Below are 17,217 nucleotides of genomic sequence, written 5' to 3'. Positions count from 1 at the left end.
GTTTTCTGGGTGCGGCGCACATCCTGCAAAGCCTTTCAAATAAAGGGTTTGCACGATCTGCGCTGCACTGCGAAAGATGGCGATTCCGTATTGCCATTTAGATGCCGCTTTCTAATAAAACACTTGCCGCTCCAAGGGCCCCTGTAAATAATTGAACGACCGTTCGATTTTGGGCTAGAGTGTTTGCGCAGGCTGGTTTACAGTCCTGCCCGGCATGCGAAAGGCGCCCCGCAAGAAGCCATTTATTTCGCGTGTCACGCCCCAGAAAAGAACGGAGAGAAATCATCATGCGTCACCCGACCGCTCGTCTCGAATCGAATCACGCAGCAGCCACGCCGATGCGCAAGGGCGAGCTGACGCGTGCAGCGATTCTCGATGCCGCGCTGGAACTGGCCTCGCGCGACGGACTGGAAGGATTGACGATCGGTGTGCTCGCGGAGCGCATGCAGATGAGCAAGAGCGGGGTGTTCGCGCACTTCGGCTCGCGTGAGGATCTGCAGGTGGAAGTGGTTCGCGAGTATCACAAACGGTTCGAGCAGGAAGTCTTCTACCCGAGCTTGACGGAACCGCGCGGTCTGCCGCGCCTGTGGAGCATGGTGCGACGCTGGATGGAGCGCCGCATTCAGGAAGTGACCACGGGCTGCATCTACATCAGCGGCGCGGTGGAGTACGACGATCGTGCCGAAAGTCCGGTGCGCGACGAACTCGTCAAGAGCGTGACGATCTGGCGTGCAGCATTGGCCCGCGCGATCGCACAGGCAAAGGAAGAGGGCCACCTGCGTGCAGAAGCGGACCCGCAATTGATGCTCTTCGAGATGTACAGCCTGGAGTTGGGTCTGCATCACGATGCGCGTTTCCTGCGGTTGCCGAACAGCGCCGAGCTGGCCATGGTGGCGCTCAACAAACTCATTCAGTCTTACCGAACCTGACGCGGCATCGCACACCTAGCGGTCGCGCAGTACACACCAAGGAGTTGCAAGATGGGTCAATACACCGCACCGCTGCGTGACATGCAGTTTGTTCTCCACGAGCTTCTCGGCGTGGAGGACCACCTGAAGCAAATGCCGCAGCACGCGGAGATCGATGCCGACACCATCAATCAGGTGATCGAGGAAGCCGGCAAGTTCTGCTCCGAAGTCATCTTCCCGCTCAATCAGTCCGGCGATCGCGAAGGCTGCACGTACCACGGCGACGGCGTGGTGACTGCTCCGAAGGGCTTCAAGGAAGCGTATCAACAGTACGTCGAGGCCGGCTGGCCCTCGCTGGGCTGCGATCCGGAATACGGCGGTCAGGGCTTGCCCATTCTGATCAACAACGCGCTGTACGAGATGCTGAATTCGGCCAACCAGGCCTGGACGATGTATCCCGGCCTCTCGCATGGCGCGTACGAAGCGCTGCACGCGCACGGTACCGACGAACTCAAACAGCGCTACCTGCCGAAGCTGGTGTCGGGCGTGTGGACCGGCACGATGTGTCTGACCGAGCCGCATTGCGGCACCGACCTCGGCATTCTGCGCACCAAGGCCGAGCCGATGGCCGATGGCTCGTATGCCATTACCGGCACGAAGATCTTCATCTCGGCGGGCGAGCACGACCTGGCCGAAAACATCATCCACCTGGTGCTGGCACGCCTGCCGGATGCGCCGGGCGGCACGAAGGGCATCTCGTTGTTCGTAGTGCCGAAGTTCATCCCCGATGCCAACGGCAACCCGGGCGAGCGCAACGGCGTGAAGTGCGGCTCCATCGAACACAAGATGGGCATCCACGGCAACGCCACCTGCGTGATCAACCTGGATGGTGCCAAGGGCTGGATGGTCGGCGAACCGAACAAGGGCCTGAACGCCATGTTTGTGATGATGAACGCCGCCCGCCTGGGCGTCGGCATGCAGAGCCTGGGCCTGACCGAAGTGGCTTACCAGAACTCGGCTGCCTACGCCAAAGAACGCCTGCAGATGCGCAGCCTGTCGGGCCCGAAGGCACCGGACAAGCCGGCCGACCCGATCATCGTGCACCCGGACGTGCGCCGCATGCTGCTGACCCAGCGTGCGTTTGCCGAAGGTGGCCGCGCATTCAGCTACTGGATCGCCCTGCAGATCGACCGCGAGCTGTCGCACGAAGACGAATCCGTGCGCAAGGACGCGGCTGACCTGGTCGCGCTGCTGACCCCGATCGCCAAGGCCTTCCTGAGTGACAACGCATTCATCTCCACCAACGAAGGCATGCAGGTCTTCGGTGGCCACGGCTACATCGCCGAGTGGGGCATGGAGCAGTACGTGCGCGACGCCCGCATCAACATGATCTACGAAGGCACGAACACCGTGCAGTCGCTGGACCTGCTGGGCCGCAAGATCCTCGGCGACATGGGCGCCAAGATGAAGAAGTTCGGCAAGCTGGTGCAGGACTTTGTGGAAGCCGAAGGCACCAACGAAGCGATGCAGGAATTCATCAACCCGCTGGCCGACATCGGCGACAAGGTCCAGAAGCTGACCATGGAAATCGGCATGAAGGCCATGGCCAATCCGGACGAAGTGGGCGCAGCTGCTGTGCCGTACCTGCGCGTGGTCGGCCATCTGGTGTTCTCGTACTTCTGGGCCCGTATGGCCAAGATCGCTCTGGAAAAGCAAGACAGCGGCGACACCTTCTACAAGGTCAAGCTGGCAACGGCGCGCTTCTACTTCGCCAAGCTGCTGCCCGAAACGGCTTCGCAGATTCGTATGGCACGTGCCGGCGGCGCCACGCTGATGGCACTCGAAGCCGACCTGTTCTAAGGAAACCAGCCCACGATCCGACTGCGCGGCGCGATCTTGGCCTTGTGATGCTCGCCGTACCCATGTACGGCTGCGCTTCTCAGGCCAACCTCGAGCCGCTCGCTATGGATCGTGAACAGGTTTCAACGCCTCTTTGTGTCGCTCCCGCTTGTGCGGGGGTGATAACTCCTCTTCTTTCCGCGAGGACACCATGACCCGCACTGAACTCTCCACCAGCGCGCAGCCGCAGGCCGGCCAGCGCTCCAACTTCCTCGTCCGGCGCGTTGCTGTGCTGGGCGCCGGCGTGATGGGCGCGCAGATTGCTGCGCACCTGGTCAACGCCAAGGTTCCCGTCACGCTGTTCGATCTTCCGGCCAAGGAAGGCCCGAAGAGCGGCATCGCGCTCAAGGCCATTGAAAACCTGAAGAAGCTGTCGCCGGCGCCGCTGGGCATCAAGGACGACGCCAACCTCATCCAGGCTGCCAACTACGAAGACGACATCGAGAAGCTGCGCGACTGCGACCTCGTCATCGAGGCCATTGCCGAACGCATGGACTGGAAGCACGACCTGTACAAGAAGGTCGCGCCGCACATCGCCCCGCACGCGATCTTCGCGTCGAACACGTCGGGCCTGTCGATTACCGAACTGTCGGATGGTTTCGATGCCGAGCTGAAGTCGCGCTTCTGCGGCGTGCACTTCTTCAACCCGCCGCGCTACATGCACCTGGTCGAGCTGATCCCGACTGCCCACACGCGCGGCGACATTCTCGACAAGCTGGAAACGTTCCTCACCTCCGCGCTCGGCAAGGGCGTGGTGCGCGCGAAGGACACGCCCAACTTCATCGCCAACCGCGTCGGCATCTTCTCGATCCTGGCGGTGTTTGCAGAATCGGCCAAGTACGGCATTCCGTTTGACGTGGTGGACGACCTCACGGGCTCGAAGCTGGGCCGCGCCAAGTCGGCGACGTTCCGCACGGCGGACGTGGTGGGTCTGGACACGATGGCCCACGTCATCAAGACAATGCAGGACAACCTGAAGGACGATCCGTTCGCCCCGGTCTACGCCACGCCGCCCGTGCTGGCCAAGCTGGTCGAGGCGGGCGCCCTGGGCCAGAAGGCCGGCGCCGGTTTCTACAAGAAGGAAGGCAAGGAAATCAAGGTGCTGGACCCGCAAAGCGGCCAGTACGGCCCGAGCGGCAAGAAGGCAGATGACATCGTTGTGCGCATCCTGAAAAAGGAGCCCGCCGAACGCCTGAAGCTGCTGCGCGAATCGACCAACCCGCAGGCGCAGTTCCTGTGGGCAGTCTTCCGCGACGTGTTCCATTACATCGCTGTGTATCTGGAGCAGATTGCGGATTCGGCTGCGGAAGTCGATCTGGCGATCCGCTGGGGCTTCGGCTGGAACAGCGGCCCGTTTGAAGACTGGCAAGAGGCGGGCTGGAAGCAAGTGGCCGAGTGGGTGAAGGAAGACATCGAAGCCGGCAAGGCGCTGTCGAACGCAGCGCTGCCGCAATGGGTGTTCTCCGGCCCCGTGGCGGACAACGGCGGTGTGCATTCGTCACAGGGTTCGTGGTCTGCGAATCAGAGCGCGTTCCTGTCGCGCAGCACGCTGCCGGTGTATGGCCGTCAGGTGTTCCGTGCACCGATCAAGGGTGCGACGACGGTCAACCCGCTCACGTATGGCAAGACCATCGAAGAGACCGATGCCGTGCGCATCTGGGTGGACGACGCGGCAGGCCAGGACGACGTGCTGATCGTCTCGTTCAAGAGCAAGATGAACACGATCGGACCGAGCGTCATCGACGGTCTGACGCGTGCCGTTGATCTGGCTGAAGCCGGCTACAAGGGTCTGGTGGTGTGGCAGCCGACGTCGCTCAAGCTGGGTGCGCCGGGCGGTCCGTTCTCTGCCGGTGCCAACCTCGAAGAGGCCATGCCGGCCTTCATGATGGGCGGCGCCAAGGGCATCGAGCCGTTCGTCAAGAAGTTCCAGGACGGCATGATGCGCGTGAAGTACGCCGGTGTGCCGGTCGTGTCGGCCGCATCGGGCATCGCACTGGGCGGTGGCTGCGAACTGCTGCTGCACTCGGCCAAGCGTGTGGCTGCACTGGAAACGTACATCGGTCTGGTGGAAGTGGGCGTGGGCCTCGTGCCGGCAGGTGGTGGCCTGAAGGAAGCTGCGCTGGCCGCTGCCAAGGCGGCACAGGCAGCAGGCAGCACGAACATCCTGCAGTTCCTGACCAACCGCTTCCAGGCCGCGGCCATGGCCAAGGTGTCGTCTTCCGCGCTGGACGCGCAGAAGATCGGCTACCTGCAGCCGACCGACACCATCGTCTTCAACGTGCACGAACTGCTGCATGTTGCGCGCAACGAAGTGCGTGCGCTGTCCGATTCGGGCTACCGCGCGCCGCTGCGTCCGGTCGGCATTCCGGTGGCAGGCCGGTCGGGCATCGCCACGATCAAGGCGTCGCTGGTGAACATGCGTGATGGCGGCTTCATCTCGCAGCACGACTTCACGATCGCCTCGCGCATTGCTGAAGCCGTGTGCGGCGGCGACGTTGAAGCCGGCGCGCTGGTGGATGAAGACTGGCTGCTGGCGCTGGAGCGCAAGGCCTTCGTGGATCTGCTCGGCAGCTCCAAGACCCAGGAACGCATCATGGGCATGCTGCAGACCGGCAAGCCGGTGCGCAACTAATTGCCGCGACGACAGAGAAACAGGAGTTTCATCATGACCAAGCAACTGCAAGACGCCTACATCGTCGCCGCGACGCGTTCCCCGATCGGCAAGGCGCCGAAGGGCACGCTCAAGAACCTGCGCCCGGACGATCTGCTGGCGACCATCCTCAAGAGCGCCGTCGCCCAGGTGCCGAACCTGGACCCGGCGCTGATCGAAGACGCCATCGTCGGCTGCGCGATTCCGGAAGCGCAGCAGGGCCTGAACGTTGCGCGTATCGGCGCGCTGCTGGCCGGCCTGCCGAACACGGTGGGCGGCGTGACCGTCAACCGTTTCTGTGCCTCGGGCCTGACCGCCGTGGCGATGGCGGCCGACCGCATCCGCGTGGGTGAATCCGACGTGATGATTGCCGCGGGTGTGGAATCGATGAGCATGGTGCCGATGATGGGCAACTCGCCGTCGATGTCGCCCGAGATCTTCACGCGCGACGAGAACGTGGGCATTGCCTACGGCATGGGCCTGACAGCCGAGAAGGTCGCCCAGCAATGGAAGATCTCACGCGAGGCGCAGGACGCGTTCTCGCTGGCGTCGCATCAGAAGGCGCTGGCCGCGCAGCAAGCCGGCGAGTTCAAGGACGAGATCACCCCGATCGAGATCATCGAGAAGTTCCCGAACCTGGGCACGGGCGCCATCGACATCAAGACGCGCACGATGTCGCTGGATGAAGGCCCGCGTGCCGATACGTCGGTTGAAGGCCTCGGCAAGCTTCGCGCCGTGTTCGCCAACAAGGGCAGCGTGACCGCCGGCAACAGCTCGCAGACCTCGGATGGTTCGGGCGCGCTGATCCTGGTGTCGGAAAAGATCCTGAAGCAGTTCAATCTGGTGCCGCTCGCGCGCTTCGTATCGTTTGCGGTGCGCGGTGTGCCGCCGGAAATCATGGGGATCGGCCCGAAGGAAGCGATTCCTGCCGCGCTGAAGGCGGGCGGCCTGACGCAAGATCAGATCGACTGGATCGAGCTGAATGAAGCATTTGCCGCGCAGTCGTTGGCCGTGATCCAGGACCTGGGCCTGGACACCAGCAAGATCAACCCGCTGGGCGGCGCGATCGCGCTGGGCCACCCGCTGGGCGCGACCGGCGCCATTCGTGCGGCCACGGTGGTGCACGGCCTGCGCCGCCGCAACCAGAAGTACGGCATGGTGACGATGTGCGTCGGCACCGGCATGGGTGCCGCAGGCATTTTCGAACGCATGTGACCCCACGCAAGGGGGAAGGATTAAGGCCTTCCCCCTGCTTGCTAATCGCCCGTCTCACCACGCATGATTGCGCAGGCGCGCGCAGCATTACATAACAAGCGCGCCGAAGAATGCGGCCGGCTCCAAGCCGGTATCGCAATAGAAGCGGAGCCACGACTCCGCAACAGAGGAGACACACCACCGGGTCACCGGCGGTGCATCAAGAGGAGGGCGCGCGATGGGCAACACTGTCGGCGACACAATCGTATTGACCGATGCGGCATGCGATATGCCGCGCTCGATGATCGATCAGCTGGGGTTGGGCGTGGTGCCGTTCCGCATTCGTGCGGGCGAATTGTTCGTAGAAGACCGCCGCGACGAGGCGGCGCTGCCGCAGCTCTATCGCAAGTACCTCGTCGACAAGCAAGATCACTATGCCGAATCGATTCCGCTGCTCGAACGCGAGATCGAAGACTACCTGCTCAAGCACGTGGTCACGCAGCACGACCGTGCCTTGCTGCTGACGATTGCCAGCTCGCGCAGCCATTTCTACAGCCACGCAACCGGCGCGGTGGTGGGCACCACGGCCAAGAGCTTCAAGCCACGCAAGGATGCCGGCCGCTCGGGCCTGTTCGAGTTGACGGTGGTGGACACGGGCGCCATCGGTCCAGGCCAGGCGCTGATGGTGCACGAAGCCGCGCGCATGCTGCGCGAGGGCGCGGAAGTGCGTGACGTCGTACACGTGATCGAGAACCGCCTGCGCGATGCCTCGCACGTCTACCTCGTGCCCGATGAGTTGCTGTACATGTACACCCGCGCCAAGCAGAAGGGCGAGAAGAGCATCACCTGGGGCCGCTACATGATGGGCACGGCGTTCAACGTGCGCCCGCTCATTCATATGCACCGGGGCGAGACGGAGGCCATCGCCAAGGTGCGCGGTTCCGATGAAGGCATCCGCCGTCTGATGGCGCATACCGAAACCATGATCGCCGAGGAGCGTCTGGCCACGCCGGTGGTGGCGATCACGTATTCCGGTTCGCTCGACACCGTGCGCCGCATGGAGCCGGTGCAGGCGTTGATGCGAACCGCACAGGACCACGGCGTGGAAGTGCTGCTCGCGCCGATGAGCCTGACCGTGGCGTTGAACGTGGGGGCGAACGCGTTCTCCGTCGGTTATCTGTCTGATTCTCCTGTGCCGATTTAGCGGCGCAGGTTTCACCTGGAGTTTTCATGTCGATTCGTACCGAGACCGCAGACGGCGTCCTGACGCTCACCTTTGACCGCCTGGACCGCAAGAACGCCATCACGGCCGCGATGTACCAAACGCTGGCCGATGCCCTGGTGGCCGCCGAGACCGATCCCGCCATCCGCGTGATCGTGCTGGCCGGGCACGAGAGCGTGTTCACGGCGGGCAACGATCTCGAAGACTTCATGAAGAACCCGCCCAAGGACGAGAGCGCCCCCGTGCACCAGTTCCTGAAGGCGATCAGCAGGGCGACCAAGCCGCTAATTGCTTCGGTGAGCGGCGCGGCTGTCGGCGTCGGCACGACGATGCTGCTGCATTGCGATCTCGTCTACGCATCCGAGACGGCCAAGTTGTCGATGCCGTTCGCGCAGCTGGGCCTCTGCCCGGAAGCCGCATCAAGCCTGCTGCTGCCGCAGCTGGCGGGCTACCACCGCGCGGCGGACAAGCTGCTTTTCGGTGAGCCTTTTGACGCGACCGAAGCGCGCGAGCTGGGGCTGGTCAATCGCGTGCTACCGGCCGGCGAGCTGGATGCCTTCGTGCGCACGCAGGCGCGCAAGCTGACGCTGCTGCCGCCCGCATCGCTGCGCGCCACCAAGCGCCTGATGAAGGAAGGCGCCACGCCGCAGATTGCCGAGCGCATGTCGGTGGAAGGCAAGCAGTTTGGCGAGATGCTGCGCGCGCCGGAAGCGCGCGAGGCGTTCACGGCGTTCTTCGAAAAGCGCCGCCCGGATTTCTCCAAGTTCAATTGAGCGAATCGCTCACCCGCAAAAAGAAAACCCGGCGCGAAGCCGGGTTTTTTTGTTGGGCGTTGCCGTTCAGAGCGGCGGCAGCACGCGCGGCTTGCGCGTCTCGTCGGTGGCCACGTAAGTGAGGGTGGCTTCCGTGACCTTGACGGTGGCGTGGCTGCCGTTGGCGTGCATGCGCTGCGCATAGACCTCCACGTCCACGGTGATCGACGTGCGACCCGTCTTGACCACGTTGGCGTAGAAGCTCACCAGATCGCCCACGTACACGGGCTGCTTGAAGACGAACGAGTTGACGGCGATCGTGGCGACACGGCCGTTGGCGCGCACCACGGCGGGGATCGACCCGGCAATGTCCACCTGCGACATGATCCAGCCGCCAAACACATCGCCGTGGACGTTGGCGTCGGACGGCATGGGCATCACCCGCACGGCGGGCTGCTTGTCGGCGGGCAGCGTGACGGATTCAGTGGTGGCTTGGGTATCGGACATGATGATGCACGGCAGCATTGGAGCGGAGGGAAGGCCCACCAGCGGGCCCAGGGCGCGCGCAGGTGATCGGTGGGAGAATACACAATCCGCCATTTTATTGCACCGCACATGCGCCGCTTTCCCGCTTCTTCCGAACCGCCTCCGCCGGGGGCTGCCCGCGGCGACTGGCGCACCATCAAGAGCCTGCTGCCGTATCTGATGGCCTACAAATGGCGTGTGGCGCTGGCGCTGTCGTTCCTGATCGCGGCCAAGGTGGCAAACCTTGGTGTACCGATGGTCATGAAGCGGCTGATCGATTCGATGAACGTCTCGCCGTCCGACCCGCGCGCGCTCCTGGTGGTGCCGGTGGGCATCATCATCGGATACGGCCTGCTGCGGTTGTCGACGTCTTTGTTCTCTGAGCTGCGCGAAATCCTGTTCGCGAAGGTGACGGAGAGTTCGGTGCGCACGCTCGCACTGCAGGTGTTCCGCCATCTGCATGCGCTGTCACTGCGTTTTCATCTGGAGCGCCAGACCGGCGGCATGAGCCGCGACATCGAGCGCGGCACGCGGGGCATCCAGTCGCTCATTTCCTATTCGCTGTACAGCATCCTGCCGACGCTGGTGGAAGTCGGCCTCGTCATCACGTATTTCTTCGTGAAGTACGACGTGTGGTTTGCGCTCATCACGTTCTGCGCGCTGATCAGCTACATCGTCTTTACGGTGACGGTGACGAACTGGCGCACGCACTTCCGCCGCAAGATGAACGAGCTCGATTCACGCGCCAACCAGAAGGCGATCGATTCGCTGCTCAACTTCGAGACGGTCAAGTACTTCGGCAACGAAGACTACGAAGCGCGTCGCTACGACGAGAACCTGAAGCACTACCGCGCTGCAGCCATCCGCTCACAGAACTCGTTGTCGGTGCTCAACTTCGGCCAGCAGTTCATCGTCGCCACCGCGCTCATCCTGATTCTGTATCGCGCCACGCAAGGGGTGGCGGCGGGGCACATGACGCTGGGCGACCTCGTGCTCGTCAACACGCTGATGCTGCAGATCTACATCCCGCTCAACTTCCTGGGCGTGATCTACCGCGAGCTGAAGCAGGCCGTGACCGACATGGACCGCATGTTCAACCTGCTGCAGACCAACCGCGAAGTTGCGGACAAGCCTGACGCCCCACCGCTGGTGGTACACGCGGGCGAAGTCCGCTTCGCGCATGTCGACTTCAGCTACGAGGCCAAGCGCCAGATCCTGTTCGATGTGGACTTCACGATTCCTGCCGGCACGACCACGGCGGTGGTTGGGCAGAGCGGTTCGGGCAAGTCGACGCTCGCGCGCTTGCTGTTCCGCTTCTATGACGTGAAGTCCGGCGCCATCCAGATCGACGGTCAGGACCTGCGCGACGTCACGCAATCCAGCGTGCGTGCGGCCATCGGCATCGTTCCGCAAGACACGGTGCTCTTTAACGACAGCATCTACTACAACATCGCCTACGGCCGTCCCGATGCGAGCCGCGAAGAGGTGATTGAAGCCGCCCGCGCGGCGCAGATTCACCACTTTGTCGAATCGCTGCCTGATGGCTACGAGACGCAAGTCGGCGAGCGCGGCCTCAAACTCTCCGGCGGTGAGAAGCAGCGCGTAGCGATTGCGCGCACGCTGCTCAAGCGTCCGCCGATTCTCGTCTTCGATGAAGCGACGTCCGCACTCGACTCGCGCACCGAGCACGCCATCCAAGAAGAACTGATGCGGCTTGCGCAGAACCACACCACGCTGGTCGTTGCGCACCGGTTGTCGACCATCGTGCGCGCGCACCAGATTCTGGTGATGGAACACGGCCGCATCATCGAACGCGGCACGCACGAATCGTTGTTGCGAGCGGAAGGTCGCTACGCGCAGATGTGGCGCATGCAGGCACGCGAGCCCGAACGCGTGGCCGAAGAAACAGAAGACACCCGAGCAGGTTGAGGGAGAGACAACGCGATGGAACTCAAATGGCTGGAAGACTTCATCAGCCTGGCGGAGACGCGCAGCTTTTCGCGCTCGGCCGAATTGCGGCACGTGACGCAGCCGGCGTTTTCGCGGCGCATTCAATCGCTTGAGGCGTGGCTCGGCAATGAGCTGATCGACCGATCAAGCTACCCCACACGCCTGACGCCCGCCGGAGAGGTCTTCTACGAACAGGCGTTGGCGATGCTTGCCCAGGTGAGTGAGACGCGGGCCCTGATGCGCGGCCAGCGTCCGGCCAGCGCGTCGACGATCGACTTTGCCGTGCCGCATACGCTGTCGCTCACGTTTTTCCCCGGCTGGCTTGCACAGGTGGAAGAGAAGATCGGCAAGCTGCAATGCCGGCTGCGCGCGCTCAATGTGCACGATGCGGTAATGACGCTGGTGGAGGGCGGCTGCGATCTCGTGATGGTCTATCACCACGCGCGGCAAATGATCCAACTCGACCCCACGCGCTACGACATGCTGGTGCTGGGCACCGAGCGGCTCTCGCCGTTCTCCAAGCCCGACGCAAGCGGGCGACCGATTTACCGGCTTGTTCCCACCGCACGCAAGCCGATCGCCTACTTGAGCTATACGCCCAATGCCTTTCTGGGGCGCATGGTGGATGTGCTGCTGGAAAACTCGCCGGTGGCGCCGCTGCTCGACAAGTGCTACGAAACCGACATGGCCGAGGCGCTCAAGGTGATGGCGCTGGCGGGACACGGCGTGGCCTTCCTGCCCGAGAGCGCGGTGCGTGAGGATGTGGCAGCGGGCCGCTTGGTGCGCGCGGAAGGCAAGGGCGGCGGCACGTTGTCGATCGAGATGGAAATCCGGCTCTATCGTGAGCACCCGCAAAGCGGCGCACACGACCGCCGGCACCCCCAGTCCAAGCGCAAGCGTGAGCTGATCGACACGTTATGGAGCGCGCTGGCGGGCTGAACCGGCTGTCGGGTTCAATTGTAGGGTTATGCGCCCAATGCATAACCCGATGTAAAAACGGCATTGGATTTCGTTCTGAGCGGTCCCTAAGCTGGCGGGCATTTTGTGGGACTTGAAGGGCCTTACCGAGGCCCAAAAAAGGAAGACAGCCATGTCCAATGTCGCATCTCCGTCGACACTCCAGCACGCCATCCCGTCCTATCTGCCGGCCGACAATCTCGGCCCGTGGGGCATCTACCTGCAGCAGGTCGATCGGGTCACCCCCTATCTTGGCTCGCTCGCTCGTTGGGTTGAAACGCTCAAGCGCCCGAAGCGCGCGCTGATCGTCGACGTGCCCATCCAGATGGACGACGGTCGCATTGCCCACTTCGAGGGCTACCGCGTGCAGCACAACACGTCGCGCGGCCCGGGCAAGGGCGGCGTGCGTTTCCACCAGGACGTGACGCTGTCGGAAGTGATGGCGCTGTCGGCGTGGATGTCGGTGAAGAACGCGGCCGTGAACGTGCCGTACGGCGGTGCCAAGGGCGGTATCCGCGTCGACCCGCGCAAGCTGTCTTCCGGTGAACTCGAGCGCCTGACCCGCCGCTACACCAGCGAGATCGGCATCATCATCGGCCCGAACAAGGACATTCCGGCGCCGGACGTGAACACCAACGCGCAGATCATGGCGTGGATGATGGACACGTATTCCATGAACGAAGGCTCCACCGCCACCGGCGTGGTGACCGGCAAGCCGATCGCACTGGGCGGCAGCCTGGGCCGTCGTGAAGCCACTGGCCGCGGCGTGTTCGTGGTGGGCAGCGAAGCCGCACGCAACCTTGGCATCGACGTCAAGGGCTCGCGCGTGGTGGTGCAAGGCTTCGGTAACGTGGGCAGCGTGGCCGCCAAGCTGTTCCACGACGCCGGCGCCAAGGTCATTGCTGTGCAAGACCACAAGGGCATCGTGTTCAACGGCAACGGCCTCGATGTCGACGCGCTCATCAAGCACGTTGACCACAACGGCAGCGTGGCCGGCTTTGCCGCAGAGACCGTCTCGCAAGACGACTTCTGGGCACTGGACTGCGAATTCCTGATCCCGGCCGCGCTGGAAGGCCAGATCACGGCGAAGAACGCGCCCCATATCAAGGCAAAGATTGTCGTGGAAGGTGCAAACGGCCCCACGACGCCCGAGGCCGACGACATCCTGCGCGACCGGGGCATCCTGGTCTGCCCGGACGTGATTGCCAACGCCGGCGGTGTGACGGTCAGCTATTTCGAATGGGTGCAGGATTTCTCGAGCTTCTTCTGGACCGAAGACGAGATCAACCAGCGCCTGGTACGGATCATGCAAGATGCCTTCCGTGGCGTCTGGCAAGTGGCGCAGGACAACAAGGTTACTCTGCGTACGGCGGCGTTCATCATCGCCTGTACGCGGATTCTGCAGGCCCGCCAAGAGCGCGGTCTGTACCCCTGATCGGCAACGCGCTGGTCAATACCGGCGCGGTGCCCCAACAGGGCGCTGCACTGGTCTATCGCGTTGCTGCCGATCAGGCGGCCATGCGCGACGGTTGAAGAAAGCCGGTGCTCATGGGACGAACCATAACGTTCCAAAGCACCGCACCATGAGAAGGGCGATGGCACCATCGTCGTCCTTCCCATCCTCAAGTCGGGTTCGTTAAGCGACAGAGAGCGCACATCGGGCGGGCTTTATTTCCCCTTGTTTTCCTTAGCAATTGGCGGTGATCCGCTCAAGCATCGGGCCTGCGTGCCGATGTTGCAGAGCGTTGCCGTGTTTGGCGCTGCGCGTCTTTTCCGGATTTTCGGAAAAGCACAACGTAAGGTATCCGGTTGCCTGGAAAACGCGGTTGCGGCAGGGTCCGCGCCAGAGGAAAAACTCCGTTGGATTCAACGATTTAGTGGCAACACCAATACTGTCGGCAAACGTTTTTTGGTACAGTCCCGTCTTTCTCTTTCATGGTCAAAAGGAGACTTTCATGAACCTCGCCAAGCTGGCAACCGTGGTTGCAGCCGTTGGTGTTGCCGTTGGTACATTCGGCAGCGCTGCCCACGCAGAAGAGCTGACTGGTACGCTCAAGAAGATCAAAGACACCGGCACCATCACGCTGGGCGTGCGCGATTCGTCGATTCCGTTCAGCTACAACGTCGGCGGTGTCCGCACGATCGGTTATTCGTACGACGTCGCCACCAAGATTGCCGAGGACGTGAAGAAGCAACTCGGCATGAAGGATCTGAAGATCAACGAGATCCCGGTCACTTCGCAAAACCGCATCACGCTGCTGCAGAACGGCACCATCGATCTGGAGTGCGGCTCGACCACGAACAACCTCGAGCGCCAGAAGCAGGCATCGTTCACGAACACCATCTTCATCATCGGCACGCGCATCATGGTGAAGAAGGATTCGGGCATCACCGACTGGGCACAGCTCAAGGGCAAGAACGTCGTGACCACCGCCGGCACGACGTCGGAACGCCTGCTGCGCAAGATGAACGATGAAAAGCAGATGGGCATGAACATCATCAGCACGAAGGACCACGGCCAGTCGTTCCTGACGCTGGAATCGGGCCGCGCTGTTGCGTTCATGATGGACGACGCCCTCCTGTATGGCGAGCGCGCCAAGGCCAAGAACCCGGCTGACTGGGTGGTCGTGGCCAAGCCGCAATCGCGCGAAGCCTACGGCTGCATGGTTCGCAAGGACGACAAGCCGTTCAAGACTTTGGCTGACAAGACCATCGCCGGCATGATGAAGGACGGCTCGATCGCCGCCGAGTACAAGAAATGGTTCGAGCAGCCGGTTCCGCCCAAGGGCGTGAACATGGAGTTCCCGCTGTCGGACGACATGAAGGCGCTGATCAAGAACCCGAACGACAAGGCTCTTGACTGATCGGCTCCCTCAACGGGCCTGATACAAGCGTCACCGAAACGGAAGGCAAAGGCCGGTTAACAGGTCTTCACCCTTCCGTTTCTTTTTGAGGGAACCATCATGAATTACCACTGGAACTGGGGTGTCTTCTTTACGGAAGCCGCCCAGAATCAGACCTATCTCGACTGGCTGCTGGCGGGGTTGAAGACGACCGTCGTACTCGGCCTGTCTTCCTGGATCATCGCGCTCGTCATCGGCTCCGTGCTGGGCGTGCTGCGTACGGTGCCGAACAAGTGGCTGTCGGGCCTTGCCGCTGCGTACGTTGAGCTGTTCCGCAACATTCCGCTGATCGTGCAGCTCTTCATCTGGTACTTCGTCATGCCCGAACTCGTGCCGGGTGGCGACTACATCAAGCAGATGAACCCCAATACGGCGATGTTCCTGTGCGCGATGCTGTGTCTCGGTACCTTTACCGCGGCGCGTGTCTGCGAGCAGGTGCGCTCCGGTATCAATTCGCTTCCGCGCGGTCAACGCAACGCCGGCCTGGCCATGGGCTTCACGCTGGCGCAGACGTATCGCTACGTGATGCTGCCGATGTCGTTCCGGATCATCGTGCCGCCGCTCACGTCGGAGTTTCTGAATATCTTCAAGAACTCGGCCGTGGCATCGACCATCGGTTTGCTTGAGCTTGCCGCACAAGGCCGCCAACTGGTTGACTACACCGCGCAGCCGTACGAATCGTTCATCGCCGTGACGCTGATGTACATGCTGATCAACCTGACCGTAATGGGCCTGATGCGCTGGGTGGAAGCACGTTCCCGGCTGCCTGGCTTCATCGGTGGCAAGTAATCGGGCGAGGACTCTTCATGGCTTATCAATTCGATTTCTCGTCCATCAACGCCGACAACATGCGCGTGCTCGGCGAGGGGATGGTCCTCTCGCTCCAGATTACGGGCACGGCCATCCTGGTCGGCATCGTCTGGGGCACGCTGCTGGCGATGATGCGCCTCTCCGGCATCAAGCCGCTCCAGTGGTTCGGGCAGGCGTACGTGAACCTTTTCCGGTCCATCCCGCTGGTGATGGTGCTGTTGTGGTTTTTCCTGATCGTGCCGCAGTTGCTGCAGAAGATCTTCGATCTGTCGCCGGCAACCGACATGCGCATGACCTCCGCGCTGGTCGCTTTCGCGCTATTTGAAGCAGCGTATTACTCGGAGATCATCCGCGCCGGTATCCAGAGCGTGTCACGCGGGCAGATGTTCGCGGCCTATGCGATGGGCATGACGTACGGCCAGGCCATGCGTCTGGTGATCCTGCCGCAGGCATTCCGCAACATGATTCCGCTGCTGCTCACGCAGGCCATCGTCCTGTTCCAGGATACGTCGCTGGTGTATGTGAGCGCGCTGTCGGACTTCTTTACGCAGGCATACAACATCGGTGAGCGCGACGGCCGTATCGTCGAACTGCTGCTGTTTGCCGGCTTGTGCTATTTCGTGATCTGCTTCGGCGCCTCCGTGCTGGTGAAGCGACTTCAGAAGAAGGTGACCCAATGATCGAGATCAAGAACGTTTCCAAGTGGTACGGCAGCTTCCAGGTGCTGACCGACTGCACCACCAGCGTGAAGAAGAGCGAGGTGGTGGTGGTGTGCGGCCCGTCGGGTTCGGGCAAGTCCACGCTCATCAAGACCGTCAATGCGCTCGAGCCGTTCCAGAAGGGCGAGATCTTCGTTGACGGCACTTCGGTGGGCGCCAAGGGTACGAACCTGCCGAAGCTGCGCTCGCGCGTGGGCATGGTGTTCCAGAACTTCGAGCTGTTTCCGCACCTGTCGATTACCGAGAATCTGACGATCGCGCAGCAAAAGGTGCTGGGCCGCTCGAAAGAGGAAGCCATGGCCAAGGGGCTGAAGTATCTGGATCGGGTGGGCCTGAAGGCGCACGCAGCCAAGTACCCAGGGCAACTGTCGGGCGGTCAGCAGCAGCGCGTGGCTATCGCACGTGCGCTGTCGATGGACCCGATCTGCATGCTGTTCGACGAGCCGACCTCGGCACTGGACCCGGAAATGGTCAACGAAGTGCTCGACGTGATGGTAGAACTGGCCAAGGAAGGCATGACCATGATGTGCGTGACCCACGAAATGGGCTTCGCTCGCAAGGTCGCCAACCGCGTGATCTTCATGGACCAGGGCCGCATCGTTGAAGACTGCGAGAAGGAAGAGTTCTTCGGCAACATCGACGCTCGTTCCGACCGTGCCAAGCAGTTCTTGTCGAAGATCCTGTCGCATTGAAAATCGCTTCACGATCCTACTGCGCGCCCCGATCTT

14 protein-coding genes are annotated in these 17,217 nt (G+C 62.4%); 13 read left to right on the top strand and 1 reads right to left on the bottom strand.

Annotated elements, in window-relative coordinates; genetic code table 11:
- The first annotated feature begins 338 nt into the window (after positions 1-338).
- The 6 genes from ACTJK6_RS06915 to ACTJK6_RS06890 all read left to right on the top strand — a co-directional run bounded on the left by ACTJK6_RS06915 (position 339) and on the right by ACTJK6_RS06890 (position 8,646).
- Entirely contained in the window at positions 339-929 is a 591-nt protein-coding gene (locus tag ACTJK6_RS06915; RefSeq protein ID WP_021196492.1) for a TetR/AcrR family transcriptional regulator, read from the top strand.
- Positions 930-980: 51 nt separating this feature from the next.
- Complete coding sequence (locus tag ACTJK6_RS06910) at positions 981-2,768, top strand: acyl-CoA dehydrogenase C-terminal domain-containing protein (protein WP_260803077.1); 1,788 nt, start codon at positions 981-983, stop codon at positions 2,766-2,768.
- A gap of 190 nt (positions 2,769-2,958) precedes the next feature.
- Positions 2,959-5,439, top strand: a complete 2,481-nt coding sequence (locus tag ACTJK6_RS06905) for a 3-hydroxyacyl-CoA dehydrogenase/enoyl-CoA hydratase family protein (RefSeq protein WP_440815988.1) — start codon at positions 2,959-2,961, stop codon at positions 5,437-5,439.
- A gap of 33 nt (positions 5,440-5,472) precedes the next feature.
- Entirely contained in the window at positions 5,473-6,672 is a 1,200-nt protein-coding gene (locus ACTJK6_RS06900) for an acetyl-CoA C-acyltransferase (RefSeq protein ID WP_092973292.1), read from the top strand.
- Between the two features lie 217 nt (positions 6,673-6,889).
- Positions 6,890-7,855: a DegV family protein gene (locus ACTJK6_RS06895; RefSeq protein ID WP_232041945.1), complete on the top strand. Its 966-nt coding sequence runs from the start codon at positions 6,890-6,892 to the stop codon at positions 7,853-7,855.
- Between the two features lie 26 nt (positions 7,856-7,881).
- Complete coding sequence (locus ACTJK6_RS06890) at positions 7,882-8,646, top strand: enoyl-CoA hydratase (RefSeq protein ID WP_322017748.1); 765 nt, start codon at positions 7,882-7,884, stop codon at positions 8,644-8,646.
- A 66-nt stretch (positions 8,647-8,712) separates the two neighbouring features.
- Here the strand turns inward: ACTJK6_RS06890 and ACTJK6_RS06885 are convergent, their stop codons facing one another.
- Positions 8,713-9,150: an acyl-CoA thioesterase gene (locus ACTJK6_RS06885; protein ID WP_440838602.1), complete on the bottom strand. Its 438-nt coding sequence runs from the start codon at positions 9,148-9,150 to the stop codon at positions 8,713-8,715.
- A gap of 90 nt (positions 9,151-9,240) precedes the next feature.
- On the opposite strand from ACTJK6_RS06885, the gene ACTJK6_RS06880 reads away from it, so the two are divergent.
- From ACTJK6_RS06880 to ACTJK6_RS06850, 7 genes are all read left to right on the top strand, one after another.
- The gene (locus ACTJK6_RS06880) at positions 9,241-11,079 is read left to right on the top strand and encodes an ABCB family ABC transporter ATP-binding protein/permease (RefSeq protein ID WP_440838601.1); all 1,839 of its coding nucleotides are present in this window, start codon (positions 9,241-9,243) and stop codon (positions 11,077-11,079) included.
- A 15-nt stretch (positions 11,080-11,094) separates the two neighbouring features.
- Positions 11,095-12,039, top strand: coding sequence for a LysR substrate-binding domain-containing protein (locus tag ACTJK6_RS06875; protein WP_004633215.1), 945 nt, complete (start codon positions 11,095-11,097; stop codon positions 12,037-12,039).
- A gap of 151 nt (positions 12,040-12,190) precedes the next feature.
- On the top strand, positions 12,191-13,492 hold the full coding sequence (locus tag ACTJK6_RS06870) for a Glu/Leu/Phe/Val family dehydrogenase (RefSeq protein WP_232041948.1): 1,302 nt from the start codon (positions 12,191-12,193) through the stop codon (positions 13,490-13,492).
- A gap of 520 nt (positions 13,493-14,012) precedes the next feature.
- Positions 14,013-14,921, top strand: coding sequence for a glutamate/aspartate ABC transporter substrate-binding protein (locus ACTJK6_RS06865; protein WP_232041949.1), 909 nt, complete (start codon positions 14,013-14,015; stop codon positions 14,919-14,921).
- A gap of 99 nt (positions 14,922-15,020) precedes the next feature.
- Positions 15,021-15,749, top strand: a complete 729-nt coding sequence (locus ACTJK6_RS06860) for an amino acid ABC transporter permease (protein ID WP_232041950.1) — start codon at positions 15,021-15,023, stop codon at positions 15,747-15,749.
- Between the two features lie 17 nt (positions 15,750-15,766).
- On the top strand, positions 15,767-16,450 hold the full coding sequence (gene gltK, locus ACTJK6_RS06855; RefSeq protein WP_232041951.1) for a glutamate/aspartate ABC transporter permease GltK: 684 nt from the start codon (positions 15,767-15,769) through the stop codon (positions 16,448-16,450).
- The gene (locus ACTJK6_RS06850) at positions 16,447-17,181 is read left to right on the top strand and encodes an amino acid ABC transporter ATP-binding protein (RefSeq protein ID WP_004633206.1); all 735 of its coding nucleotides are present in this window, start codon (positions 16,447-16,449) and stop codon (positions 17,179-17,181) included. Before gltK ends, ACTJK6_RS06850 begins: the two co-directional genes overlap by 4 nt.
- Positions 17,182-17,217: the final 36 nt, after the last annotated feature.

The organism is Ralstonia sp. 22086 (assembly GCF_052045975.1).
Lineage (GTDB): Bacteria > Pseudomonadota > Gammaproteobacteria > Burkholderiales > Burkholderiaceae > Ralstonia > Ralstonia wenshanensis.
The sequence above is the reverse complement of the archived record's forward strand: the minus strand, read 5'-3'. Positions and strand labels throughout refer to the sequence as shown.

Coding starts and splice junctions, on each gene's coding strand:
- ACTJK6_RS06915 (WP_021196492.1), top strand. CDS start 339: ATGCGCAAGGGCGAGCTGACGCGTGCAGCGATTCTCGATGCCGCGCTG.
- ACTJK6_RS06910 (WP_260803077.1), top strand. CDS start 981: ATGGGTCAATACACCGCACCGCTGCGTGACATGCAGTTTGTTCTCCAC.
- ACTJK6_RS06905 (WP_440815988.1), top strand. CDS start 2,959: ATGACCCGCACTGAACTCTCCACCAGCGCGCAGCCGCAGGCCGGCCAG.
- ACTJK6_RS06900 (WP_092973292.1), top strand. CDS start 5,473: ATGACCAAGCAACTGCAAGACGCCTACATCGTCGCCGCGACGCGTTCC.
- ACTJK6_RS06895 (WP_232041945.1), top strand. CDS start 6,890: ATGGGCAACACTGTCGGCGACACAATCGTATTGACCGATGCGGCATGC.
- ACTJK6_RS06890 (WP_322017748.1), top strand. CDS start 7,882: ATGTCGATTCGTACCGAGACCGCAGACGGCGTCCTGACGCTCACCTTT.
- ACTJK6_RS06885 (WP_440838602.1), bottom strand. CDS start 9,150: ATGCTGCCGTGCATCATCATGTCCGATACCCAAGCCACCACTGAATCC.
- ACTJK6_RS06880 (WP_440838601.1), top strand. CDS start 9,241: ATGCGCCGCTTTCCCGCTTCTTCCGAACCGCCTCCGCCGGGGGCTGCC.
- ACTJK6_RS06875 (WP_004633215.1), top strand. CDS start 11,095: ATGGAACTCAAATGGCTGGAAGACTTCATCAGCCTGGCGGAGACGCGC.
- ACTJK6_RS06870 (WP_232041948.1), top strand. CDS start 12,191: ATGTCCAATGTCGCATCTCCGTCGACACTCCAGCACGCCATCCCGTCC.
- ACTJK6_RS06865 (WP_232041949.1), top strand. CDS start 14,013: ATGAACCTCGCCAAGCTGGCAACCGTGGTTGCAGCCGTTGGTGTTGCC.
- ACTJK6_RS06860 (WP_232041950.1), top strand. CDS start 15,021: ATGAATTACCACTGGAACTGGGGTGTCTTCTTTACGGAAGCCGCCCAG.
- gltK (WP_232041951.1), top strand. CDS start 15,767: ATGGCTTATCAATTCGATTTCTCGTCCATCAACGCCGACAACATGCGC.
- ACTJK6_RS06850 (WP_004633206.1), top strand. CDS start 16,447: ATGATCGAGATCAAGAACGTTTCCAAGTGGTACGGCAGCTTCCAGGTG.